This is a genomic window from Terriglobus albidus (assembly GCF_008000815.1).
GTDB classification, from domain to species: domain Bacteria; phylum Acidobacteriota; class Terriglobia; order Terriglobales; family Acidobacteriaceae; genus Terriglobus; species Terriglobus albidus_A.
Window position 1 is genome coordinate 5,273,478 of the sequence record NZ_CP042806.1, and the last position, 23,980, is coordinate 5,297,457.

Consider the following 23,980-nt stretch of genomic DNA (forward strand, 5'->3'; position numbering starts at 1 on the left):
CTTTCCCCGACGAATCGAGGTTCAGCAATGGCATCCACAGCGATCGCACCCGATCATACAGCCGCCTCAACAAGGCTGCGCGAGATCACACATTGGATTGGCGGAGCAGAGCGGGCAGGGACATCCGGCCGTTTCGGCGACGTGTATAACCCGGCTACCGGCCACGTGCAAGCCAAAGTTCCGCTGGCTAACCGGCAGGAGCTGGAAGCAGCCGTTGCTGCAGCACGGGAGGCCTTCCCTGGCTGGTCCGCACAGCCCCCGCTGCGGCGGGCACGCGTGCTCTTCCGCTTCCGCGAGCTCTTCGAGAAGAATATGGACCGGTTTGCCGAGATCATTACCTCGGAGCATGGGAAGGTGCTTTCGGACGCCAAAGGCGAGGCGACCCGCGGCATGGAAGTGATCGAGTTCGCCACCGGCATTCCACACCTGATCAAGGGCGAGTTCTCTGAGATGGTGGGCTCCGATGTGGATAGCTGGTCGATGCGGCAGCCGCTCGGTGTGGTCGCCGGCATTACTCCCTTCAACTTTCCCGCGATGGTTCCTATGTGGATGTTTCCCATTGCACTGGCATGCGGAAATACCTTCGTCCTGAAGCCGAGTGAGCGCGATCCCAGCGCTTCCATCCTGATTGCCCAACTCCTCAAGGAAGCTGGACTTCCGGACGGTGTATTCAACGTGCTGCATGGGGATAAGGAGTCCGTCGACGGATTACTGGAGCATCCTGACGTCAAAGCGATCAGCTTTGTTGGATCGACCCCGATCGCACAGTACGTCTACACCAAGGGAACCTCGCACGGAAAGCGCGTTCAGGCTCTGGGCGGAGCGAAAAACCACATGATCGTCATGCCCGACGCCGATATGGATCAGGCGGCCGATGCCCTGGTGGGCGCAGCCTATGGATCTGCCGGTGAGCGCTGCATGGCTATCTCGATTGCCGTCACGGTCGGCCATGAGACTGCCGACATCCTGCGGGACAAGGTCATCGAACGCATCGAAAAGCTCAAGGTCCTTCCCGGTACCGACCGTGACGCCGACATGGGGCCGCTCGTTACCAAGACTCATCTTGAGCGGGTCAGCGGATATCTCGATACAGGAACGCAGGAAGGCGCCGAGCTGGTCGTGGATGGACGGAAGAGCGCGCTGCCCAAGGGCGAAGGCTTCTTCATGGGAGCTACCATCTTCGACCATGTGAAGCCGGAGATGAATATCTATAAGGATGAGATCTTCGGGCCGGTGCTGGGACTGGTCCGCGCCAGCAACTTCAAGACAGCGCTGGAGCTGATCAACGAACACGAGTTCGGCAACGGCGCCTCCATCTTCACGCGCGATGGCGACACGGCTCGCGAGTTTGCACGCTCGGTACAGGCCGGCATGGTGGGCATCAATATTCCGATCCCGGTGCCGATGGCCTTCCACAGCTTCGGTGGATGGAAGCGGTCTCTGTTTGGCGACCATGCAATCTATGGCATGGAAGGGGTTCGTTTCTATACGCGGCTGAAGACCATTACGGCACGGTGGCCAACGGGCATTCGCGAGGGTGTGGATACGAAGATGCCTACGTTGGGGTAGTGGATATTGGGTGGGAGCAGCGGTTTGAGTCTGCTGCTATGAAGGATATAAAACGATGGGCTTTAGCTCTGGGCTTTCCTGGCCATCAGGAAAAGCCCACGGTTAAAGCCCCTCTCTTCTGGAGCTATATCTCTTTCCCGCATAGCTTAACCAGAGAAACTGCAACTGTTGCGCGCGGCGCAACCATTTCGCACCGCAGGTGCGAATGCCTTGCTTAAGGGGACGGCTTCAGCCGTCCCATCCCTGCCAGTAAGAGATGGCGGCTTTAGCCGCTGAGGGCTTCGTATTTTGAAAAGCAGATTTCTCCGCTAGCGCTACGAAATGACAAAAGTTGGAGCCCGAGGTTGTACTTCCGCGTGGATGAATTTGACCTCAGCGGCTAAAGCCGCAGTCTTTGTACGACCTTGTGCGGGACGGCTGAAGCCGTCCCCTTAAGCAAAACAATCGCGCGAGGCGCGATACCATTCTTCGCTTTCGGCGAAGAATGGACCAAGCAGGTCCTTCGCTAATCACCCAGCGAACAAGTTCGCTGGGGTCCGAATGCTCAGTATGACAAATCTAGAGAGTATGGGCTCCGGAATTTGGCGCTGCACACGGTCACGTCCCCCCAACAAAAAATAGCCGTGCCGCTTTCGCGGCACGGCATTACAGGGGGCGTACAACGTCTTAGAAGTTGATACGGGCGGCGAGCTGCAGCAGCCTTGGCTCGTTTACCTGGGTTGTGATCTGTCCCTGCTGCGCCGAGCCAATAGAGGTATTTGGCGCGCCGAACTGGACACGGTTGAACAGGTTGAACGATTCGACGCGAAGCTGCAGGATCACTTGCTCGGTCATGTGCGTGTCCTTGAACAAAGCGAGATCGAAGTTCGCTATGCCTGGAGCACGCAGAGTGCCATCGGTACGGGATTCGTTGCCGAACTTGAAGTTGCCTGGAGCAACGAAACATGAGGTGTTGAAGTATCCGCTGTTGGAAAACTTATCTCCTAACCGCGACTGCACACGTCCTCCGATGCCCTTATTGCAACCCTGAACCACGTTCGGACGTGTCGTACCGCCCAGCGAGTAGGTGCTGACGGTGTTTGAGGCCATGGAGAGTCCCAGCGGGTAGCCCTTCTGGAAGGTCGTTACACCATTGAAGCCCCAGCCGGAGACTAACTTATCCATCACGCCACTGACGCCGGCGGCAAAGTGCTGCCCACGGCCGAATGGCAGTGAGTAGACATAGCTGACGGTAAGACGCTGGCGCGAATCATAGCCGGAGAGCGCGTACTCTCCACCCAGATCGTTGTTGTTTTGATAGCCGGGAGCTCCGGTTGCCTCTAGCCAGGAGGTCAGCGACTCCGTGTTGGCCAGCAGCTTCGAGAAGGTATACGAGCCGAGCAGCACTCCGCCCGAAGTGAAGCGCTTCTCCATCTTCATCTGCAACGCGTTGTAGTTGCTGACGCCCACATAGTTACCCGTGTTGGAGATGGCTCCATACTGCGGGAACGGACGATAGAGCTGCGTGGAGTTGATGGTGGCATACTGCTGCGAGCCCTGATTGAACGCTGCTCGGTTGAACGGATTCGGAACCGTCTTGGTGAGGAAGCACGCGCTCGACAGGTTTGCAGTTGAGCCCACGCAGTTGGGGTCACTCGCCGCCTGATTCAGATACGAGGCCGCGACCTGGTTGATGCTGTGGCTGTTCGGCAGGTGAGAACCATGCAGACCGGCATAAGCAGCTTCGAGTGCAACTCCGAGCGGGAGTTGACGCTGGATGGCGAAGTTCCACTGGTAGGTGGCGCCGTTCTCTTCATCCTTCTGCAGCGCATTTGCGGAGCCGCCGAGCAGCAGGTTCTGGTAGTTGGCTCCGCGGCCGGGAGCGGGCGTAATGCCGCTCGGCAACGGATTATCCAGCGTAGCGTTCGGAGTCTTGCCCGAGTCCAACGTGGTAACCGGATTGTTGGTGATGTAGGAGAGCGGCGACTGCACCGGCGACTCCGGGAACTGCAGGATTGCGGGGATCACAAACTTACCCCAGCCGGCACGAACGACCGTCTTATCATCCGGTCTCCATGCCAAACCGAGACGCCCCGAGAAGTTGGCGAAGTGCTCGTTGCGGGTTCCCTGCCCCGGAGACACAAGATCATAGGCTCCGGTCACTGCCCGGCCGTTGATCGTAATGTTGCCGAGAACCGGATTCACCTCGTTGGGATTGAAGGTGGCGATCAGGTTGTTGGTCTCGCGGAACGTACCCGGAATCTCATACCGCAGACCGACGTTCAGAGTCAGCCGTGGGGTCAGGTTCCAGTTGTCCTGCACGTAGTAGCCCTGGTAGTAGATGGTGCTGAACGTCGGCGGCGCAATCTGCACCACACTTGCAGACGACGCCTGATCGACCATGTAGCCCATCAGAAATGAGGCGAAGGGATGTCCACCCGCCGCGTTGTTTCCAAACGAGGACATGAAGGTGTTGAACTGGAACGATCCGCCGGGGCTGTTGTTCTGGAAGTACTTCATCTCCATGCGGCGCAGATCCACACCCGCCTTGATGGTGTGGGTTCTGATGGTCTTCGTAATGGTCGGAGCAATGACGTAGTTGTTGTTGACTGAGAAGATATAGCCGGTACCAATTCCGTTGACCGTCGGGTTCGACAACGCAATTGCGGGCACCGTGGTCGAGCTCGGCACATTGTTCAGGCCGGAGATAGTTCCCATGTACGAGGGGAAACCGAGTTTGGTCTCGTCATACCCCAGGGTTCCAGGCGTACGAACGTAGTTCCAGCGGGTGAAGGAGAGCCGCAGATCGCCTACCAGAGTCGGGCTGAACATGTACGAGTCACCGACAACGGTCTGGTAAGTCTTGAACGACTCGGGCGAAATGGGATCGCCGGAACGGAGACCATTCTTGTACGGATCCGATGCGGCGTTGTTTGAGTTCCACTGCGTATAACGGCCGAAGAGATTCTGCTTATCGCCGATCTTGAAATCGACGCGGCCGTTGTACTGGTCGTTCGTGCCACCGGAACCGGCATAGGCTACGAAGTTATTGGTCACACCGGCACGTGTGGGCTGCGCATAGTACGGGAAGGCCAGCAAGTTGGTGGCGACCTTACTCCAGCGAGCCTGCGGAATGATGTTGTTCGGATACGGTGTGCGCGGGCCGGTATAACCAGGGCATCCCTGGCCTGCCGATGCAGTGCCGCCGCATGCATCGTAGATTTGCCCCGCGGTGGCTACCGAAGCCGGGCTGCCTGACGCATTGGTGCAGAAGCCGGTCGATGAGTTGAGGGTGCACAGTTCACTGAAGTCGCCTGTGCGCATCTTTACCGTCGGTACCGTGTAGTTATAGAGGCGCTTCTGCGCCTGCCGGTAGCCCTGGTAGTCGAAAAATCCAAAGACCTTATCCTTGAAGATCGGGAAGCCGATATTCCCACCGAACTGGTTCTGGTGGTACGGATTCTTGCCCAGAACGTTTGCCGGAACATCTGTATGCTTCGCGAAGTACGGGGTCGAGTTGAAGATCGTGTTGCGGACGTACTCGTATACCGTTCCGTGAATCTTATTCGAACCTGACTTGCTGGCGATGTTGACGACGCCGCCGGTGTACATACCGTACTCAGCCGTGTTGTTGCTGGTCTGAACGCGGAATTCCTGTACAGCGTCCTGCGACGGCACGAGGATAGTGGCGTTGCCATAGGACACATTCACCGGAGCACCGTCATAGAGCGTGGAGCTTTGATTGGCGCTGCCGCCGCCGATCTGATAGTTGCCGGCAGCGAATACATTCTGGCCGGTCAGGTTACCTGACGAACTGCCCTGCGGAACCACGCCGGGGACAAGGCCGACCAGCGCCAGAACGTTTCTTCCATTAAGCGGAATCTCGGTCACGGCCTTGCCCTGAACGACCTGGCCGAGAGATGCATTCTCCGACTGAATGATCGGCGCCTGCGAGGTGATGGTGACCTCTTCCGTCGTCTCACCAATTGCGAGCTCTACATTCTCGCGGGTTGCCAGGGCGACCTGCACCTCGACGGGGTTGTGGGTGTAGCGTTTGAAGCCGCTTCTCTCTACCGAAAGCGTGTACTCGCCTGGGATCAGAGACAGGAACTGGAAGTCGCCGTTGTCAGCAGTGGCAACGACCTTCTTGTCTCCGGTTGCATTGTTTGTCAGTGTCACCTGGGCGCCCGGCATTACCGATCCACTCGTGTCAGTGACCGTCCCCACCACAGATCCGGCAGCGCTCTGCGCCCATGCGTGAGGAGCGATCCCCACCAGACACAAAAGGAGCGTGCACAGGAGTGCTAATTTGATACCTTTCATTGCGTTCCTCCGAAATGGCCGTATCCGTTGCGGCCCCGGTTTGTTCTTTCAACTGCCTTGCTACAAGCGCCGGTTGCTCAATTGCTCTTGCGATGTCGCACCAGAAAATGAATCAATGCTTCCGATCGCCGGGTTACTGGCTGCCGGTCTTCTTCTGCTTTCTTGTCCCCCAGAAGATGTAAGTGCCACTCCGCGTGGAGGTGACGAGGTCGATATTTCCGTCGCCTTTCAGGTCGACGGCCAGAACATCCGATCCTCCGCCGGAGAAGTTGTGAACCAGCTCCGGCTCAAAGCGCGCTCCACCGGGACTCTTCTTGTCGCGGACGGTGCGATACACGTACAGCACCGGAGGACCATAGGGATCGGGATCGTAGAAGTCATCCAGATGTGACCAGTAGCGCTTGGCCACAACAAAGTCGGGTATGCCGTCTCCGTCCACGTCCGCAATCGTGGAGGCATGCGGCTCGGTGAAGACCACACCGCCTGCACTCTCCGATGGGAGATGTCCCATCACCTGGTGCGGGATAAAGGTAATCTCGCCGGAGGAGGACTTCTTCTGCTCGAACCAACTGATGCCCCATCCATGTGCCTGCATGGAGGTGACAACGTCGGGGAGTCCGTCACCGTTGATGTCGTAGACACCGATCTTCGCGCCGCCGGCAGAGGTGCGTCCCCACTTGCCGAAGGGAGCGGGATGATAGGTCCACTTCGTCTCGGCATCGTTCTGAGCAGGTTGCTCCCACCAGCCGTACGCGCCGACGATATCGACACGCCCATCGCCGTTTACATCACCGGCGCCGACGCCATGCGCGGGCCAGGGGCCATGTTCGCTGACCTTGTGAACGGTCCACTTGCCGGTGGGGTTCGAAGAATCCGGCTTGGCGTAGCACATGTAGCCGCCGCCCATATACACCAGCTCCGGCTTGCCGTCCTTGTCGACATCTGCGAGCACGGTCTCTTCACTGTCGATGGGAGCAACGACGGTGAACTTCTCCCAGCGGCGCGACTCTCCCTTCGGATTGACATAGAGCACGGCTCCCGTCTTGCCACCGTCGGCATGACTGGTGGTCACCACATCGGGCCAGCCATCACCGGTGAAGTCCGCGGCGTGCTGCACCCAGTCCTCCATCGAGTAGTTGGTGGAGGCATTCACGATCTGCGCGGGATAGATCTCGCGCGACTGGGTGAAGTCAGGTCCGAAGTAGATGAACGGGCCGGAGACGATATCGAGCTTGCCGTCGTGATTGAAGTCAGCGGCCGCGGCCGACCAGCCGTAGTAGAACTCGTTGATCCTCTGCATGCGGAAGTTGGGACTGACCTGCTCTTTGGGCAGCGTCTTGACCGCAATGTCCTTGTAGGCGATGGCACGGAAGTGAACGGTTCCACTCCCGACGTAGAGCGCGAACGGACCATAGCCATTCATGTTCTCGGTCGCAACGCTTACGGCGTCTCCGCCATCGTTGAAGAAGGCTCGCAGGATATCGGCATCCAGAAGCACCTCGACGTCATTCCATTCGCCAGTGCGCAGGCCATGCAACGGACGCTGCAGGGGCGCCGTTGCGCCGGCGGGCATTGGCAAGGGCTCAGGGGGAGTGAAACGACGAGCGGGCGCACCAGCGGCCGACGGTGGAGGCGCAAAACGGATCTGACCTCCGGCGAGGCGAAGCTGAGTGTGCTCTGCAAGTTTGCCGGACTCATCAAAGGTCGCGCGGTAGCCGGCCAGCTCCTGCGGCCGGATCGAGAGCATGTCTCCGCTCATACCGCTTGCGCTTTTCGCTGTGCGCATCACGATGCCCGCATTGCATTCACCTTCGCAGCGGAACTGCAGATAAACGGCGCTGTCCTGTGCAGGCTTATTGAAGACCAGCAGGCCGGTACCTGTACCGGTGATCTCACCATTGGAGGCGGACCATTGTGCGCTACCCATCTGCTGCCATCCAGACAGAGACGAGCCTGCAAAGGCGCCGTCAGGAGCAAAGCTTGGGGATTGCGCGACAAGCGCGGGAGACACGCTGACGAACAATGCGGAAGCTGCTGCAAACAGGGACAACCGTCTCATTTATGTCGAGCCTCGAAAAATATGGGCTGCCGCAGCATAAGCCGCAATCTATATTGCGTATTATGCAAACGTCATTTTTGAAACGGAGCCATCCTAGCACCCTGATGTGCCATTGTCGAGAGGCGAATTTATGCGATTTTTTGAGAGCTGGAATTTCGCAAAAACGCACGCCAGCGCGCTGTTCAGAGGCTTTGGACCATGCGGGACACACCCATGCAACAGCGCACTTCAGCCCGTCGCTTGACGGTAGTTGGGTGGGAGCAGCGGGCTGATAAGGCACAAAATGAAGAATGGGCTTGAGCCCTGGGCTTTGTCCTGATCCTAGAGAAAAGGCCCAGCGTAGACCGTGGGCTGAAGCCCACGGCTCCCACCGATTCGAGCTACGCTCGAATATCCCACGCCATCGCCGCAACGGATGGGCTCGCGCAGGTTTTACTACCGCCACAAAACCAATCTCGATGTCGTGTTTGAGGCGCTAGAAAGCAGATTCAACCTGCATCTGGGAAGTCAACGTCTTCAAAGAAGGCGTAGTTTTTGAGGCTTGCCGGTGGAGCAAAGAAACAAGCGACCTTCATCTCAACCTCAGAGAGGTTCTGCAGCATATGGATCTCTCCCTGCGGGAAGAGAACCGCGGAGCCAGTCTGCACCTCCGCAACCTCTCCATTGACCAGCACGCGGCCGTGGCCGCTGAGGATGTAGATCACCTCTTCGCCGTCAGGATGCGAGTGGGCCGGGCGCACCTTTTCTCCGGGAGCGACGCGAATGACCGCCATCGAACAGTACTTCGCGTCAGTGTTCTTCGGCGTCACTACCCAGCGCAGGTTTCTACCAGGAAGATCAAGCTCTTCGACCGTGCTCTCATGAATCACTTTGACTGCCATACGTCTCCTCTATCCGTGCGCAACGGCCTGCTGTACTGTCGCCGCAATCTTTGCAGGCGTCAGGCCGAAGACTTCGACGAGTTCCTCGTAGGTGGCCGAGTGGATGAACTGTTTATTGCCGTCTGCATCCAGCGTGTTCACCGTGAAAACCCGGTTGAGCGAATCAAGCCTGGCGGAACTGCGATGGCGATACAGCACCTTGAGGAAGTTCTGCCAGAGATATCCGTTGTTCTGCTCTGCGAAGAAGATGGGAAGGCCGGTCTCATACAACCGCAGCAAAAGGTCGTCATCGACCGATGGCATGTCGACCACCATCACGTTCACGCCCGCCTTCTCGCATAGATCGGCAGCTGCAAGAGCCTCATGCACTCCCCTTCCGGAGCTGATTACGATGGCGCGATCACTTTCGCTCTGCCGCAGGACGTTGCCCTTGCCATACTCGAACTCGTAGTCGCCGTCGTAGAGTACTGCCGAGGGCGTACGCATCACACGTACATACACCAGGCCCTTATTCCCTTCCATCACCCACTTCATGATGGAGAGCATCTGCTGCGGACACGAGACGTCGATGATCTTCAGATGTGCGACCGCGTCGAAGGTCGTGGCATCATCGTTGCCCATGTGGGTTGCGCCGTTGGTGCGGGTCTCAAAGTTGGCGGCAGTTGCAAGGAAGGTGATATCGAGGCCGTGCCCCTCGCTCAGCCAGCCATCGGCGGCCTCCATCGCTTCCAGGCGTTCCTGATGCCCGACCGCAATACGGCGAAGCACCTGCCAGTTGAAGAAGGGGCAGAAGGTGCTGCACCAGGTGTTGTAGCCCAGTGCCGCAAATCCCTCCGACATCAACATCATGTTTGCTTCGGCAACGCCGGCGTTGAGCGCACGCGCCTGGTCGACGGCGGCAATGCCGCTCTCCAGACCGCTGGTTGAAGCCAGGTCCGAGTCGATCGACACAACGCGCGGATCGCGTGCAAAGACCTTCATTCCGGCCGTCACCATCTCAGCGGCGCTGTAGCTCTTGTTCCGATCGAGTTTAGGAAGCGCGGCAGCGTCGTAGCGGATCTGCTTATCGCGCCGCGGAACACGCCTGGTCTGGACCGGGCCGATGACCTGCCTGAGGAAGTCGCTGCTGTCATCCACTGCCAGATTCATGCCGGCAGCGGCCTGCAACAGCAATTCATGGAGTGACTCATCGCCCGCGACTCGATTGAGCAGTTCCAGGAATTCCGTCACTCTTGCCGTGCGCTGCTTCTGCTGCATCTCCACTTCCTGCGCGAACAAAGCGTCGGGAACTGTCACCTTATGCTTATTCAGGAAGTCGGAGAACGCTCCAAAGCCTTTCTTCGAGTTGCAGACGATCACTGTGGGCCTGCCATTCCGCGGGCCGTAGCGGAAGGCGGTCAGTGCATCGAAGACTCCGTCAAAGCTGGTGGCATCCACATTGAAGGCATTCCATCCGAACGACCGGAAGACATCGGCGAGCGGCGGCATGGGATAAAGCATGCGGTCGTGGATATCTAGCTGGCCGTTGTTGCGATCGACCAAAACACACAGATTCTCGAGGTTATGCTGCGAGGCATACATGATGACCTCCCAGCAGGAGCCCTCCTGTAACTCTCCATCGCCCACCATGCAGTAGGAGTCGAAGCGCGGGCTGCGTTTGCCGGCGACGGCGAAGCCCTCCGCAACGCCAATTCCCTGCCCCATGGGGCCGGTGGCGATGTGGACGCCGGGGAGAACCGGACCCGGGTGACCGTTGAGCAGACTGCTGTGCGAGCGGGAGTTCTTCAGAACGTCGGCGGAGAAGTAGCCCAGCTCCGCATAGATCGACGCCATCGCAGCGACGGCATGTCCCTTGCTGAGGGTGAAGATGTCCTGCCCGCGGCGTGTGGGGTCTTCGACGTCGAGGCGCAGAAACCCGCCATAGAAGAGAGTCACCATGGGCAGAATGGCCGAGAAAGCTCCTCCGGAGTGCAGCCCCTTATCCACCGCATCGCGACTCTGTTCAAGCGTGAGGATACGGATGTCGGAGTCCTTGATGGCAAGCAGCTTCAGCATGCCCTCGCGATACATCGACTCGCGGTGCAGGGAGAGATCTCCTGAGGCGGATCTGAAGACAGCAGTTGACAGTACGGGCATGCTCATTGCCTGGACCTTCCATGCAAGATTATTTGCATAATACGCAATATTCATTGCGTTATGTGAGGCAAAGTATATGGAGTGGTTCCTGCGATCGTCAAGCAGTCTCCAGGGTGTGTCATCAAACTCCGGCCGTCAACGCCGGGAGCAGATTTTTCTGAGATCGAGGAGTGAGGAGAGAACTGTAGCCGGCCTACTGGAACGACGAGTGACGAAGAGATCGGGAAATCGGGGTCCCCAGTCAGCTTTGCTGGCTGGGGTGAAGAAAATCTGCCCCGGCCGTCAGCGTTGCGGCGCAAATTCGCCCATACTTCGTTGTCGTCCTCGACTGTGGGCCCGCCACAGCCTTCGGCCTCCGCCTCGTATGGACAAATTTGCGCTCGCAACGCTGACGGCCGGAGTTTGATGACACACCCTAGCACTCGGAAAACGGAGACAATTGTTCTATGCGCATTGTGATCATCGGCGGTTCCGGCCATATTGGCAGCTATCTGACACCCAGGCTTGCAACTGCGGGGCACGACGTTCTCTGTGTTAGCCGCGGCGTAAAGAATCCCTATCGGCCCGATCAGGCATGGAAGCAGGTCAAGCATGTCGTACTGGACCGTGACGCGGAAGAGGCCGCCGGCAACTTCGGCGAGCGCATCGCGGAGCTGGACGGACAGGCCGTGATCGACCTTACCTGCTACACCCCGGCTAGCGCCGCTCAGCTCGCCGAGGCGCTCCTGGGCCGCGTGGAGCATTTCCTGCACTGCGGCACCATCTGGATCCACGGCCATAGCTGCCAGGTGCCTACGACCGAAGACGCACCACGGTCACCGTTCGGCGAATACGGAGTCCGAAAGGTCGCCATTGAGGACTACCTGCTGCGGCTGGCGCGGACCAAGGGCTTCCCCGCGACCCTGCTGCATCCCGGTCACCTGGTCGGTACCGGATGGAACCCGATCAACCCCCAGGGCAACTTCAACCCGGCTGTCTTTACCGCTCTCGCGCAGGGAACCACAATCGCTCTGCCGAACCTTGGCCTGGAAACGGTGCACCATGTGCATGCCGACGACGTGGCGCAAGCGTTTCAACAGGCGTTGACGCATCGGAGTGTCGCGCTCGGTGAGAGCTTCCACGTCGTCTCGGCTGCAGCTCTGACGCTTCGAGGCTTTGCCGAAGGCATGTCTCGCTGGTTCGGGCAGGAGCCAAAGCTGGAGTTCCACTCCTGGGAGAAGTGGCGGTCCCTCGTCAGCGAGAAAGATGCCCTATCGACATGGGATCACATCGCTCACTCCCCGAACTGCAGTATCGAGAAGGCGAAGACGCTCCTTGGCTATCAGCCGCGCTATAGCTCGTTTGAAGCGGTACAGGAGGCGGTAGCTGATATGCAGAGGCGAGGGGTGATTGAGGGAAATTGAATGATTGAAGGATTAAAGAGGAATTGAATGATGGAATAAATGAAGGATTGAATAAGGTTCAAGCGGACATCCGAGCAAAGCTCGAATCCCTTATTCAATTATTCAATCCTCCAATCATTCCATTATTTCCAGTGCACCATCGGCAGCCCTGCGACCGGGCTCTGGAAATACGGGATACTGTGCGCCCGTAGTGAGCCGATGTAGACGGTCTTCAGATCGGGTCCGCCGAAGGTGACGCTGGCCATCCATGGAGCGATGCCGCGGCCAGTGGCAAACAGCACATCTTCGGTCACCGCGCCGGCGCGGAACTGATCTTCGAGAGCCTTCACCTTGACCGGGTCTCCTTCATCCAGAAGGACACGCTGATCTCCCTGCGGTGTAAGCACGAAGAGCTTGTCCGAGTAGACGCAGGTGCCCCAGAGATTGCCGATACTGTCGAAGGCGATGCCATCGGGCCAGGCGCCGGTTCCGAGGCTGCTGGGACCGAAGATCTCGCGCTCGCCCAACGTACCGTCGTCGTGAACGCGTAGCCGGCTGATGCAGCCGCCCGTCGTCTCAACGACGTACATATATTCTTCCTTCCCATCCATGCGGATCTCGTTGGTGAAGTGGAAGCCCTCGGCCATGATGCGGAACTTACCGTCAATGTAACGGGCGATGTAGCCATCGGGAAGATCGGGACGCAGAGCATGCATCCAGTTCTTGATCTTCGTCGAAATCGTGATCCAGATGCGGCCCTTCGAGTCACGCAGGACGAAGTTGACCTTGCCGATGGCCTCTCCCTCGATACTGTCGGCCAACACCTTGGATTCTCCCGTGCGCGTCATGATCTCCAGGCGGTCGGTGCCGAAGTTCGAGATCAGAATGTCGCCGTTCTCAGCAAAGGCAAGACCGTTCGGCAATGTTCCTGTCAGATAGCGAGTTGCCTCGCTGTCGGCCTGTGCGAAGTACGCCGAGATCTTCTGTGTGATGATCTGCTGGCTGCCGTCATGCCGCAGGCGCACCACGCCACCGCGCGAGTCAGCCGACCACAGAGTCCCATCTTTCTCCGCCAGGATGCACTCCGGGCGTTGCAACCCCTCCCCGATGTACTGCAGCTTCGACGTATCGATCCCGAAATCCAGGATTGGATTCATTCTTCCTCCGTTGCTTATAACGCAATCAATATTGCGATATACACAGCAGCCTGCGCAAGACCTGAAGGCTACAGATTCCATGAAAAACGCGCCCCGCAATAGGGCGCGTTTCGTGAATCGAGGGTATAGGAGATCTATTCCTCGTCGGTCGTCTCCTCAGTGATGCTGAGCCGTTCGCCGATCTTCTTTGCGCACTGCACCACGCGCTTCGAATGGGCGGCATAGTGCTCTTTCAGGAAGCGGGTTGCGGGCGCAGAGATGCCGATGGAGCCGACGATGGAGCCGTCGTGGAGCCGGATAGGAGCGGCGATGCAGCGCATGCCTTCCATATATTCGGCCTCATCCGTGGCATATCCCCGCTGCCGGATCGCCTGGCACTCCTTGAGCAACGCTGGAAAGGAAGTGATGGTTGTCTTCGTGAACTTCTGCAGTGACGAGCCGAAGATATCCTTCAACTCTTCGTCGTCGAAGTCGGCGAGAAGCGCCTTTCCGTGGGCGGTGGCATGCATCGGAACCAGCTCGCCGGTCTGTCCGGCGACGGCGATCACGCGCCGGGCGTGGACTGAATCGATGAAGAGTGCGCTCTTTCCTTCGCGAACGGCGAGGTGGGCGGTCTCATTCAGACCACCGGCCAGATCCTTGAGCTCCTGGTGGGCCACGCGGACGAGCATCTTGCTCCAGTCATACTGGCGCGAGAGCGTCCAGATCGCGGAGCCGAGGATATAGTCCTTTCGGCCCGCAGGCGTGGAGAGGAAGCCGCGGCGCCTGAGGGTCTGCGCCAGCCGAAATGCACTGCTGCGGTCAACGTCGAGCAACTCTGCCAGCTCACCCAGATTTACCGGGTGATTTGACGTGGCGACGGCCTGCAGAATCGTCAGACCGCGGTCGAGACTTTGAATGAATGGGACCTGTGCAGCTTTTTTCGGCATGTACCTACTGTACTCAACCCCTAAATCCAACTCCTATCGACTTCAGGTAGTCCCTGCTTTGCTTTGCCAGGGCAGCGGAAGGGGTCGAGGATGGATTCTTGAAATCGTTATCTAACTCGACCATAACCATACCACTAATCTTTCTGCCGTCCATCAGCTTCAGGATGGCGGGTACATCGACCTTCCCCCGGCCCAGAGGGCAATATCCCAGCAGGTGGTCGTCGTTCCCGTCAAAGTCCTTCAGGTGCATGTGCTGCACGATGGGAAGGAAGTCCTTGACGACCTTGACGGCGTCCTGTCCCCCCTTGGTCAACTGGCCCACATCGGGGCCGAACTTCAGGTGGCGGGTGTCCACCGCCTCCAGCACCGCGTAGGTCTCGTCCCGGGATTCGATGCAGGTTCCGGTGTGCTGGTGCAGCACCGGAGTGAGCCCCTCCTGCTCCACCGTCTTCGCCAGCTCGTTGAGCATGCTGACAATACCGCTCTTGCTGGCGCCAAAGTCGTAAGTATCCCGCTTCACCGGGTTGGGGCCGACAACAAAGATGCGTCCGCCGCACTCCTTAATAAGACCGCACCACTCCTTCGCCTTGGCGAGCTGCTCTTCTTTCCGCGATGCATCCGTCAGGTTCACGGTGCAATAGCCTGAGATCAGCGGAAGGTTCTTTGCCTTCAACACCGGCGCCAGCCCGCCACGGGCCTTCCACTTCGACAGCACGTCACCGAAGGTCTCAAAGCCGTAAAATCTCAGCGAGGAGACCGAATCAACAGCCTGCTCGATCTGGTCGTTCATCCAGGTGATGCCTGTGTATCCCACATGGACCTGCAGCTTTCTGACGGGAGCGGCAAAAAGCGGTGGACACACGGCGGCAGCCGTCATGCCGGCTGCTCCAAGCAACAGCTCACGGCGCGTAAAAGGGCGAGTCATGCAGGCCTCCCTGGCAAATCTTTCCGATTGCACATCACGCAATTCTATTTGCGTGAAACGCAACTACTCTGCCCTGCCGGAGATATGCCTGTCAAGGATTCCCCCGACCGGAGAGAATACAAAGCATAGGCCACCGGAAAGAAAAACGGTGCAAAATTTAGGCTTTGCGATATTGCACTATACGCAATATACTTCTCTCGTTACGCAATCAACCCGGACCTGATCGAAGACAGCTTTGAGGCTGAAGTGCTGTAACTCTGCGGAAGGAGCCGCCTTGCCAGATTATTCAAGCTTTCAACTGACGGACAAAATCGCTGTTGTCACCGGCGCCTCTCAGGGAATCGGCCGCGCCATCGCCATCGGTCTGGCCCAGGCGGGCGCGCACCTTGTGCTGGCCAAGTATCCCGGCCCCCGCATGGAAGAGATCGAAGCGGTGAAGCGTGAGATCGAAGGCCTGGGGCGAAGGGCGGAGATCGTCATCACCGACGTCAACAAGGTCGCGGACTGCCAGGCACTCATCCAAAAGACAGTGGATCACTTTGGAGGTGTCGACATTCTGGTGAACAATGCCAGCTGGACCGGAACGGGCGATGCCGTGGATGTCACCGAAGAAGAGTACGACAAGACCTTCGACGCCACGGTCAAGAGCGTCTTCTTTGCCTCGCAGGCCGCAGGCAGGGTGATGCTGCAGCAGCCGGAGGGCGGACGCATCATCCATATTGGGTCCAACTTCGGTGAAATTGCGTTCAAGAAACGCGCGGTCTACGCCGCGGCGAAGGCGGCAGTGCATCACATGGCCAAGGCGCTCTCTCTGGAGTGGGCGGGCAAAGGAGTTCTGGTGAACACCGTCGCTCCCTGTATTACAGAGACGGAATCGCGGAAGAACATCCTCGAACGCCCTGGGTATAAGGAGTGGGCAACGCAGGAGATGATTCCCCGCGGACGCTGGAATCAGCCGGAGGACCTGGTCGGCGCTGTACTCTTCCTCTCCAGCCCTTTTGCCGACATGATCGCAGGTCACACCCTGATGGTCGATGGCGGATGGACCATTCACTAAAACACAAACAGCTATCCCAGGCAGAGATTGGGAAGGGTCACTCATTATGAAGCTTCAAAAGAAGATTGCGATCGTTACCGGAGCGGGCCAGGGTATTGGGCGCGGTATCGTAGAAACGTTTGCGCGGGAAGGCGCTGATGTCGTCATCAATGATCTGCACATTGATTCGCGGACCGAAGAGGTGAAGCAATATGTCGAGTCCAGGGGCAGCCGATGCATCGTCGTTGCCGGCGATGTCTCGCAGCGTTGCCATGTGGAGCGTCTCTTCGAAGAGACCTGGGCACAGCTCGGCCCAGCAGACATCCTGGTGAACAATGCGGGCATTGAGACCATTGTTCCCTTCACGGAACTCACCGATGAACAATGGGATGCGGTAACGCAGACCAACCTGAAGAGCGAGTGGATGTGTGCCCAGACCTTCTGCAAACGTCTTATCGCCGAAGGCCGCAAGGGCGCCATCATCAATATCGGCTCCATTCAGGCCGCACGTGTGCTGCCGGGACGCACACACTATGCTCCCAGCAAACTGGCGGTGGAGGCGTTGACCCGCAATATCTCCGCGGAGATGGGCCCTCACGGCATTCGGGTGAACTGTATCCATCCCGGCTTGATCGATACACCGATGATTCGCTGGGTCCTGGAAAGTCCGGAGATTCTGCCGCAGGTGGTCGCGCAGATCTCTCTTGGACGTCCGGGCAAGCCGTGCGAGATCGGCTCCGTCGCAGCATTTCTTGCCTCAGAAGAAGCAGCCTATGTCACCGGCCAGGCTCTGTACGTCGATGGCGGCTGGGTAGGCAAGTAAAGCTGTATTAGAGATCCAGTGTGGTGTCCCAGAAGCCCAAAACCTGGGGCGTTGCCCAAGGCTGATATAGAGCGCATCTCCACCCCAACGAACACGTTCGTTGGGGACCCCGGCCCTTCAGCGCTTTCGTTAGGGCTGCCTTTTGTTTGTCATTTCGGAGGGAGCGGAGAAATCTGCTTTCTCTTATTTTCTTTGCCCGGGTGCCCCGCCCTCGCAACGCTAGGGTGGGTTAGGAATACCCGAGGTTCCTAAATAAAACTCAATTCGAGTTTGTCGATACGCCCTGGTTTTTGATCCATTCGAGACTCCATTCCTCTGCGCCTTCCCATAGAAGTTCGAGTGGTGTACCATTCCTTCCAATAGAACTTCGAGGGGAAAAAGTTATGCCGGGAAAGACCCAGCCACAGAGTGAGATGCTGAAGGGTACGTTGGACATGATGATTCTGCGGACGCTTGTCGGCGGAGACGCGCACGGGCACACTATCGCGAAGGTCATTGAGCACACTTCAGAGAATCTCCTGGAGGTGGAGCAGGGTTCCCTGTATCCGGCGCTGCATCGGCTCGAAGACCGGAAATGGGTCTCCTCCTACTGGGGCGCGAGCGAAAACAATCGCAAGGCAAAGTTCTACCGGCTGACGGCGGAAGGCCGTAAACAACTGGTTCGCGAGACCAGCCGCTGGCGCCAGATGACGCGGGCCATCGGTCTTGTGATGGGCGAGGAGGGAGGCGCGCAATGAGCTGGCTGCGATTTTTTCGCCGCAAACGCAAGGATGCCGAGTTGCAGGACGAGCTCGATTCCTTTCTGTCAGAAGAGATCGCCGGCAATGTCGCGCGCGGTATGTCGCCGGGAGAGGCACGCCGGCGGGCGCGGGTGAAGCTCGGTAACTCGCAGCAGGTGCGCGAGTCGTTATGGATGCAGAACTCTCCCATGCCATTGACGCATCTCTTCCGCGACCTGAAGTACGCTTTTCGCACGCTGCGCCGCACGCCCGGGTTCTCGGTCATCGCGATTGTGGTTATGGCTCTGTGCATGGGCGCCGCCATATCCCTTTTCACCATTGTGCGTTCGGTGCTGCTAAGGCCCCTTCCCTTCCGGGATCCAGCCCGGTTGGTAGTTGTCTACGAACACCGCCGAGCAAACGGGGCGGCAGCTGATAGCCGCACTCAGGTTGCGCCCGCGGACTTCTACGATTGGCGCGCCAAAACCCACGGCTTTGAAGATATGGCCATCATTCGTTACGCCGGGTACAACCTGACCGGCGAACGGAATGAACTGCCGGAGTCAGTCCGCGCTGCCACAGGTTCATGGAACCTGTTCCAGCTTCTGGGAGTGAAGCCGGCGTTTGGCCGGGCATTCAGTGAGCAGGAAGACCGGCCCGGCAGCACTGCCGTCATGTTGAGCTGGAGCGTCTTTGAGCGGCGCTTTGCCGGTGATCCGGCGATTGTGGGCCGTCAGATCCATCTCGACGGCCGGCCTGCCACCGTAGTCGGGGTGCTACCGTCCTGGTTTGCCTATCCCGATGCCGGTATCCAGCTATGGCGTCCCTATCAAGCCGATGCCACGCCGGAGTTCCTGCAGCATCACGATTTCCACCAGAGCCTGGTCATCGCGCGGCTGCGCCCCGGTGTAAGCCTTGCGAGCGCCCTGGAAGAGGTGGGCGCAGTTCAGTACCAGCTCCATCTGCAATATCCGCATGATCCGGTAGCGGAAGATGTTGTTCCACGTTCGCTCAACGAAGACCTCGCCGGAAACGTGAAGAAACCTCTGAACCTGATGATGAGCGCCGTAGGCTGCATGCTATTAATCGGCTGCCTCAACGTCTCAAATCTTCTGGTGGCACGGGGTGCGGCGCGACAGAAGGAAGTAGCCATTCGCAGCGCACTCGGAGCGCGGCGAGGGACATTGATTCGTGAGCAGTTGGCCGAGAGTGTGCTGATCTGCGCCGCCGGGTGCATGGGTGGCATTGCACTATCAGTGGCTGCTACGCGGTCGCTGGCGCATGCATGGAAAGATCTGCCCACCGCGCAAGGTATCTATATCGACGGAACCGTGATCGGATTTGCATGTCTGCTCATGATCACAGCGACTCTGATCGCAGGCCTGCTGCCCGCGCTCTCAACAACGGGCAAGGCGATGATGAATGCGCTGCAGGCTTCCGCGCGCACCGGAGCCAGCAGTGTTTCACGGACGGTACTACGCAAAACGCTGCTCACAACCGAGATTGGAATCACGGTGGTCCTGCTGGTCTCCGCAGGTCTGCTGCTCAAGAGCTTTCTACGGCTGCGCTCTACCGATGTGGGCTGCATCACCCAGAACATGCTCACGCTGAGCTACAGCCTTCCAGAGAAGAAATACGATACGCCGGAGAAGCGAAACGCGTTCAATGAAGCGCTGCTGGAGCGCGTGAGAAACATTCCCGGAGTACATGCTGCCGCGTTGGGAAACACTCTTCCAGGTGCGGGCTATTGGGGTGACTTCATCTTTACGGTGAAAGAGCACCCTCCAGTCAACGCCAGTGCAAACCTGCCGGAGGCACTGACGCGCTGGGCCGATCCGGGATATTTCAGCGCACTCGGGATTCCGCTCGTGAGAGGCCGGTTCTTCACGGATGATGAACGCGGTGATCGCTCCTACAAAGTGATTGTGAACAGCCAACTGGTACGGAAGTACTTCCCCGGTGAGGACCCCATTGGGCGACACCTTCACGTTCCGGCGCATCCTCATGATGGAGCGCCCGGCATCGTCGACTACGAGATCGTAGGCGTTGTCGGCGATACCTTGTACCAGGTTGGAAAAGAGCCAAAGGCGGCCATGTACTTCCCGATGCTCGAAGGCACCGGTTCCCAGATGCTCGCGGTGCACACAACATCGGCGCCGCTACAGTTCTCGATTCCGATACAGCGGCAGATTGCAGCGCTCGATCCGGAGCTTCCGGTTTCAGATGTGCGCACCATGGACGAGGTCATCGGCGCGTCGTTGGTGAACGCCAGCCTTAGCGCAAGGCTGGTGCTTATCTTCGCCGTTCTCTCGCTGCTGCTGGCTGCGGTGGGACTGTACGGAGTGCTGTCGTACCTGGCCACACAACGGACCACGGAACTGGGCATCCGCATGGCGCTCGGCGCGCAGCGCGATCAGCTTTTGCGATTGATGCTCGGCGATGGCATGCGTCCGGCGCTGCTGGGGCTGGGGCTTGGCCTGGCGGTAAGCTTCGTGGCGACGCGGCTCTTTGAATCGATGCTCTTCGGAACCAAGCCTCTCGATCCCGTCGTTATCTCCTGCGTTGTTGGCACACTGTTTGCGGTAGCAGTTCTGGCCTGTCTCGCTCCAGCATGGCGAGCTTCCCGGCTGGATCCGATGCAGGCGCTCCGGACCGATTAGGATGCTTACTTTCGAATCACAGGCAGGGCGAAGACGTAGTAGCCCTGCGTTGTCTTCCCACCGGCAGGCTCAGCGCTTCCCTGGTTGGGCTCTGAAGGCTGCTGATCGCCAACGGGGATTCGCTCCGGATTGGGACGAGCACTAATCGCAATGTATTCTCTGCCTGCAACCTCGTAGACCGTGGGAATGCCCTCCGGTCCTGCGGGCACGGAGAGCTCGCCGAGCTGCTTGCCTGTGTCCTTGTCGTAGAAGTGCAACTTACCGTCAGACTTGGTCGGCACGATGATCAGGCCGCCTGCGGTGACCGTAGCTCCTCCACGAGGCCAAAAGCTGCCCGTCCCGGTGATGCCCTTCTCCGCCAGCGCGGCTACTTCTCCCATGGGAATCCGCCATTTGATCTCGCCCTTGTTCATGTCATAGGCCGTCAAGGATGACCAGGGCGGGCTGATCGCCGGCAGACCATCCGAAGAGTTCATGTAACCGTAGCCGGTCCAGTAGCGTATTCCCCCGGGGCCGAGCTTGCTTGCTGTCGCCGGTGGCGGAGCCATGAGCCGGGTCAGCACGTCCGGCGCGATCTTTGCCTTCTCCGGCGACTTCAGATAGGCGATGAGACGGTCGATGTCGTTGTCATCAAGATCGGGGAACGCCGGCATCGGAGCCAGCCCCGTCTTGACCGCAGTGCGCACCCGATCCGCACCCGCCCGCTGGATCACGCCATCGAGCGAAGGAATCGCCGGCGGTTGCCCTTTGCGGTCGACGCCATGACAGGCGCGGCAGTTCTGCAGATAGGTCACCATCCCGGAATTCTCCGGTGGACCGGTGACGACGCGCTTCGGAGGTTTGGCTTCGAGGTGCAGCAGCGACGGCGCATCTTTCGACATGACATAGAAGGTCGAGGTTGAGGCATCCACCGCTCCCGATCCCCAGTTGGCGCCGCCGTTGTTTCCCGGCGTCTCCATGGTGGTGCCCAGGGTGGGTGGAGTATAGATGCCCTCCTGGCGCGCCTCCGCGACCTGTTTGCGAATTGCTTCTCGCTCCTTCGGGTCGGCGATATAGGGGTTCACCATCTCTGGAGTAAAGGCCTGCCGGGCGAACGGAGGAACATGCGTGGGAATGGGCTGAGTCGGCCAGGGCTCCTCTCCCGGCACATCGGACTTAGGCACAGGCCGTTCTTCGATCGGCCAGATCGCTGTACCGCTGGTTCGATCGAGTACGTAGACGAAGCCGTTCTTTCCGGCCTGCACAACGACATCCACATTCTTGCCGTCGTGTTGGATAGTCAACAGCTTCGGCCCCGTCATCAGGTCGTAGTCCCAGAGATCGTGATGCGTCGTCTGGAAGTGCCAGAGATATTTGCCGGTGCGAACGTCGAGCGCCAGGATGCAATCTGAGAAGAGGTTTGCGCCCTTGCGGTCGGCGCCGTAGAAATCATAGGTCGGCGATCCCAATGGGAAGTACGCAATGCCGCGCTTTTCGTCGATGGAGAACTCTCCCCAGTTATTCACGCCGCCAACGTACTTGTAGGCATCCTTGGGCCAGGTGTCATAGCCCATCTCGCCGGGATGGGGAACGGTATGGAACTGCCATACGAGCTTTCCGGTGACAACATCGAAGGCACGAAGATCGCCCGGCGGCGATTCATACTCTTCCCCCGTCGCTGATCCGGTGATGTAGAGATTCTCAAAGACGCGTCCGGGCGTTCCGGACTCGATCTGGCGGATCGACTTTGGATCGCGGCCCAGGCCCTCGCGCAGATCCACGGCTCCGTTCTTCCCGAAGGTCGCGATCTCCTTTCCGGTACGCGGATCCAACTCGTGGATCTCGTTGTTCATGTGAAAGATCAGGCGGCGGTCTGAGCGATCTTTGCTCTCCCAATACGCCATGCCGCGATGCGAGATCAGACGCGGATTGTAGGTGTGATGACACCAGATCTCACTGCCGTTCGTGGCATCCAGCGCGGCGATGTCGTTGTCTTTCCCATAGACAAACATCACGCCATCTACCACCAGCGGGTTGGATCCGTACCGGAAGCCGTTGTTCCCGGAGGGATAGAACCACACCTGCTGCAACTGCCCCACATTCGAGCGATTGACCTGTTTCAGGCTCGAGTACTGCGCATCCGCGTTGGAGCCGCCATACGCGAGCCAGGAGCTGGAAGCCGCAGATTGAGGCGGCCCGGAGGCGGCGGCGGCCTCAACCTCCGGAGTAGAGTGGCGCCCATACAGGAAGCCAACGCCTGCAACCAATGCTCCGAGAACTGCGACGGACTTTACCTTCGAACCGAATTGCATCGATCAGCCCTCTTATTACAGCCACAGACACATGGGAGGTGCGGGTACCGTCGGAACGGCAGCCGCACTTGCGGGATAATTTACGGGATCAAAATATTGCGTATTATGCAATTTATCTTGCTTATTACGACGACGAATACTAGCAACGCGTCGTCAGCATCGTCAAGGAAGAATCTGCCATCGCGGCTTGCGTTCGCCTCTGATGGCGTTGCACCATGAGTGATCGAGCGGCAATGACGCTCATGGAGAACAGCTTGACCGGGAAGCCACTGTACGGAAGAACTGCACTCATCACCGGAGGATCGCGAGGGATTGGCCGAGCCATCGCCCTGCGATTTGCGGAGGCGGGATGCGCTGTCGCGATCAACTACCTGCACGCAAAGGACGAGGCCGAGGAAGCAGTAAGCATGATTACGACGCAGGGCGGAAACGCAATTGCGGTGCAGGCCGACGTTTCACGGGAAGGCGATGTACAGCACCTGGTCTCAGTCAGCGAAGAAGCCCTGGGACCGATCGATATCCTGGTCAACAATGCAGGCATCCTGCATCGCGTACCGCTCCAGGACCTCGATCTTGCGGAATGGAATTACACGATCCAGGTAAACCTCACCTCTTCGTTTCTGATGTCGCAGACGGTACTCGCAGGCATGCGGCGGCGCAAATGGGGACGCCTGATCTTTCTGTCGTCGATTGCGGCGCAGACTGGCGGAGTGGTCGGCCCGCACTATGCCGCCAGCAAGGCGGGCATGCTTGGCCTGATGCACAGCTATGCCAGCCTGCTGGTGAAAGAAGGTATTACCTCCAATGCCATTGCACCGGCGCTGATCGATACCGACATGATTCGCAAAGGAACCGCTGTCCAGCCGGACCTGATCCCGATGGGCCGCTTCGGCACATCGGACGAGATAGCACAGGCGGCTCTCTTCCTCGCCACCACCGAGTACGTCACCGGCCAGACGATCAACCTGAACGGCGGGTGGTATCCCAGTTAGAGCGTTTTCCCTGTTGCCAGGTGTCCCGGAAGAAGCGTGCAGCGGCGTTTCATTGCGGAAAACGGCCATAGATGCTGAAGCCCTACATGACACCCACAGGGAAAATGCTCAAGGGATTG

At 58.7% G+C, this 23,980-nt stretch carries 15 protein-coding genes; 7 read left to right on the plus strand and 8 right to left on the minus strand.

Annotated elements, in window-relative coordinates; genetic code table 11:
* Positions 1–27: 27 nt before the first annotated feature.
* Positions 28–1,569 (plus strand): CoA-acylating methylmalonate-semialdehyde dehydrogenase, encoded by a 1,542-nt coding sequence (locus tag FTW19_RS21180; RefSeq protein WP_147649540.1) that lies wholly within the window; start codon positions 28–30, stop codon positions 1,567–1,569.
* Between the two features lie 666 nt (positions 1,570–2,235).
* On the opposite strand, the gene FTW19_RS21185 is transcribed toward FTW19_RS21180, so the two are convergent.
* The 4 genes from FTW19_RS21185 to FTW19_RS21200 form a co-directional block, all read right to left on the minus strand.
* Positions 2,236–5,871 (minus strand): TonB-dependent receptor, encoded by a 3,636-nt coding sequence (locus FTW19_RS21185; RefSeq protein ID WP_147649541.1) that lies wholly within the window; start codon positions 5,869–5,871, stop codon positions 2,236–2,238.
* Between the two features lie 133 nt (positions 5,872–6,004).
* A complete protein-coding gene (locus FTW19_RS21190) occupies positions 6,005–7,930 on the minus strand; it encodes an FG-GAP-like repeat-containing protein (RefSeq protein WP_147649542.1) in 1,926 nt (641 codons plus the stop codon).
* A 488-nt stretch (positions 7,931–8,418) separates the two neighbouring features.
* Complete coding sequence (locus FTW19_RS21195; RefSeq protein ID WP_147649543.1) at positions 8,419–8,811, minus strand: cupin domain-containing protein; 393 nt, start codon at positions 8,809–8,811, stop codon at positions 8,419–8,421.
* Between the two features lie 9 nt (positions 8,812–8,820).
* A complete protein-coding gene (locus FTW19_RS21200) occupies positions 8,821–10,953 on the minus strand; it encodes a transketolase C-terminal domain-containing protein (RefSeq protein WP_147649544.1) in 2,133 nt (710 codons plus the stop codon).
* A gap of 440 nt (positions 10,954–11,393) precedes the next feature.
* Between FTW19_RS21200 and FTW19_RS21205 the strand changes: the two genes are divergently transcribed.
* Positions 11,394–12,350 carry an NAD-dependent epimerase/dehydratase family protein gene (locus tag FTW19_RS21205; protein ID WP_147649545.1) on the plus strand — a complete coding sequence of 319 codons (957 nt, stop codon included), beginning with the start codon at positions 11,394–11,396 and terminating at the stop codon, positions 12,348–12,350.
* Between the two features lie 122 nt (positions 12,351–12,472).
* Here the strand turns inward: FTW19_RS21205 and FTW19_RS21210 are convergent, their stop codons facing one another.
* The 3 genes from FTW19_RS21210 to FTW19_RS21220 form a co-directional block, all read right to left on the minus strand.
* Positions 12,473–13,486: an SMP-30/gluconolactonase/LRE family protein gene (locus tag FTW19_RS21210; protein WP_147649546.1), complete on the minus strand. Its 1,014-nt coding sequence runs from the start codon at positions 13,484–13,486 to the stop codon at positions 12,473–12,475.
* A 134-nt stretch (positions 13,487–13,620) separates the two neighbouring features.
* Positions 13,621–14,415, minus strand: a complete 795-nt coding sequence (locus FTW19_RS21215; RefSeq protein ID WP_147649547.1) for an IclR family transcriptional regulator — start codon at positions 14,413–14,415, stop codon at positions 13,621–13,623.
* 13 nt (positions 14,416–14,428) lie between these two features.
* Complete coding sequence (locus FTW19_RS21220) at positions 14,429–15,340, minus strand: sugar phosphate isomerase/epimerase family protein (protein ID WP_147649548.1); 912 nt, start codon at positions 15,338–15,340, stop codon at positions 14,429–14,431.
* A 274-nt stretch (positions 15,341–15,614) separates the two neighbouring features.
* On the opposite strand from FTW19_RS21220, the gene FTW19_RS21225 reads away from it, so the two are divergent.
* The 4 genes from FTW19_RS21225 (at position 15,615) to FTW19_RS21240 (ending at position 20,578) form a co-directional block, all read left to right on the plus strand.
* Complete coding sequence (locus FTW19_RS21225; RefSeq protein WP_187143092.1) at positions 15,615–16,397, plus strand: SDR family NAD(P)-dependent oxidoreductase; 783 nt, start codon at positions 15,615–15,617, stop codon at positions 16,395–16,397.
* Between the two features lie 46 nt (positions 16,398–16,443).
* The gene (locus FTW19_RS21230) at positions 16,444–17,199 is read left to right on the plus strand and encodes an SDR family NAD(P)-dependent oxidoreductase (protein ID WP_187143093.1); all 756 of its coding nucleotides are present in this window, start codon (positions 16,444–16,446) and stop codon (positions 17,197–17,199) included.
* Positions 17,200–17,582: 383 nt separating this feature from the next.
* Complete coding sequence (locus FTW19_RS21235) at positions 17,583–17,936, plus strand: PadR family transcriptional regulator (RefSeq protein WP_222705487.1); 354 nt, start codon at positions 17,583–17,585, stop codon at positions 17,934–17,936.
* On the plus strand, positions 17,933–20,578 hold the full coding sequence (locus FTW19_RS21240; protein WP_147649551.1) for an ABC transporter permease: 2,646 nt from the start codon (positions 17,933–17,935) through the stop codon (positions 20,576–20,578). Before FTW19_RS21235 ends, FTW19_RS21240 begins: the two co-directional genes overlap by 4 nt.
* Before the next feature lie 5 nt (positions 20,579–20,583).
* Here the strand turns inward: FTW19_RS21240 and FTW19_RS21245 are convergent, their stop codons facing one another.
* Positions 20,584–22,869 carry a PQQ-binding-like beta-propeller repeat protein gene (locus tag FTW19_RS21245; RefSeq protein WP_147649552.1) on the minus strand — a complete coding sequence of 762 codons (2,286 nt, stop codon included), beginning with the start codon at positions 22,867–22,869 and terminating at the stop codon, positions 20,584–20,586.
* Positions 22,870–23,084: 215 nt separating this feature from the next.
* On the opposite strand from FTW19_RS21245, the gene FTW19_RS21250 reads away from it, so the two are divergent.
* Entirely contained in the window at positions 23,085–23,861 is a 777-nt protein-coding gene (locus tag FTW19_RS21250) for an SDR family NAD(P)-dependent oxidoreductase (RefSeq protein ID WP_246153430.1), read from the plus strand.
* The last annotated feature ends 119 nt before the right edge of the window (positions 23,862–23,980 follow it).

Coding starts and splice junctions, on each gene's coding strand:
- FTW19_RS21195 (WP_147649543.1), bottom strand. CDS start 8,811: ATGGCAGTCAAAGTGATTCATGAGAGCACGGTCGAAGAGCTTGATCTT.
- FTW19_RS21185 (WP_147649541.1), bottom strand. CDS start 5,871: ATGAAAGGTATCAAATTAGCACTCCTGTGCACGCTCCTTTTGTGTCTG.
- FTW19_RS21200 (WP_147649544.1), bottom strand. CDS start 10,953: ATGAGCATGCCCGTACTGTCAACTGCTGTCTTCAGATCCGCCTCAGGA.
- FTW19_RS21235 (WP_222705487.1), top strand. CDS start 17,583: ATGCCGGGAAAGACCCAGCCACAGAGTGAGATGCTGAAGGGTACGTTG.
- FTW19_RS21190 (WP_147649542.1), bottom strand. CDS start 7,930: ATGAGACGGTTGTCCCTGTTTGCAGCAGCTTCCGCATTGTTCGTCAGC.
- FTW19_RS21180 (WP_147649540.1), top strand. CDS start 28: ATGGCATCCACAGCGATCGCACCCGATCATACAGCCGCCTCAACAAGG.
- FTW19_RS21245 (WP_147649552.1), bottom strand. CDS start 22,869: ATGCAATTCGGTTCGAAGGTAAAGTCCGTCGCAGTTCTCGGAGCATTG.
- FTW19_RS21240 (WP_147649551.1), top strand. CDS start 17,933: ATGAGCTGGCTGCGATTTTTTCGCCGCAAACGCAAGGATGCCGAGTTG.
- FTW19_RS21215 (WP_147649547.1), bottom strand. CDS start 14,415: ATGCCGAAAAAAGCTGCACAGGTCCCATTCATTCAAAGTCTCGACCGC.
- FTW19_RS21230 (WP_187143093.1), top strand. CDS start 16,444: ATGAAGCTTCAAAAGAAGATTGCGATCGTTACCGGAGCGGGCCAGGGT.
- FTW19_RS21205 (WP_147649545.1), top strand. CDS start 11,394: ATGCGCATTGTGATCATCGGCGGTTCCGGCCATATTGGCAGCTATCTG.
- FTW19_RS21220 (WP_147649548.1), bottom strand. CDS start 15,340: ATGACTCGCCCTTTTACGCGCCGTGAGCTGTTGCTTGGAGCAGCCGGC.
- FTW19_RS21250 (WP_246153430.1), top strand. CDS start 23,085: ATGAGTGATCGAGCGGCAATGACGCTCATGGAGAACAGCTTGACCGGG.
- FTW19_RS21210 (WP_147649546.1), bottom strand. CDS start 13,486: ATGAATCCAATCCTGGATTTCGGGATCGATACGTCGAAGCTGCAGTAC.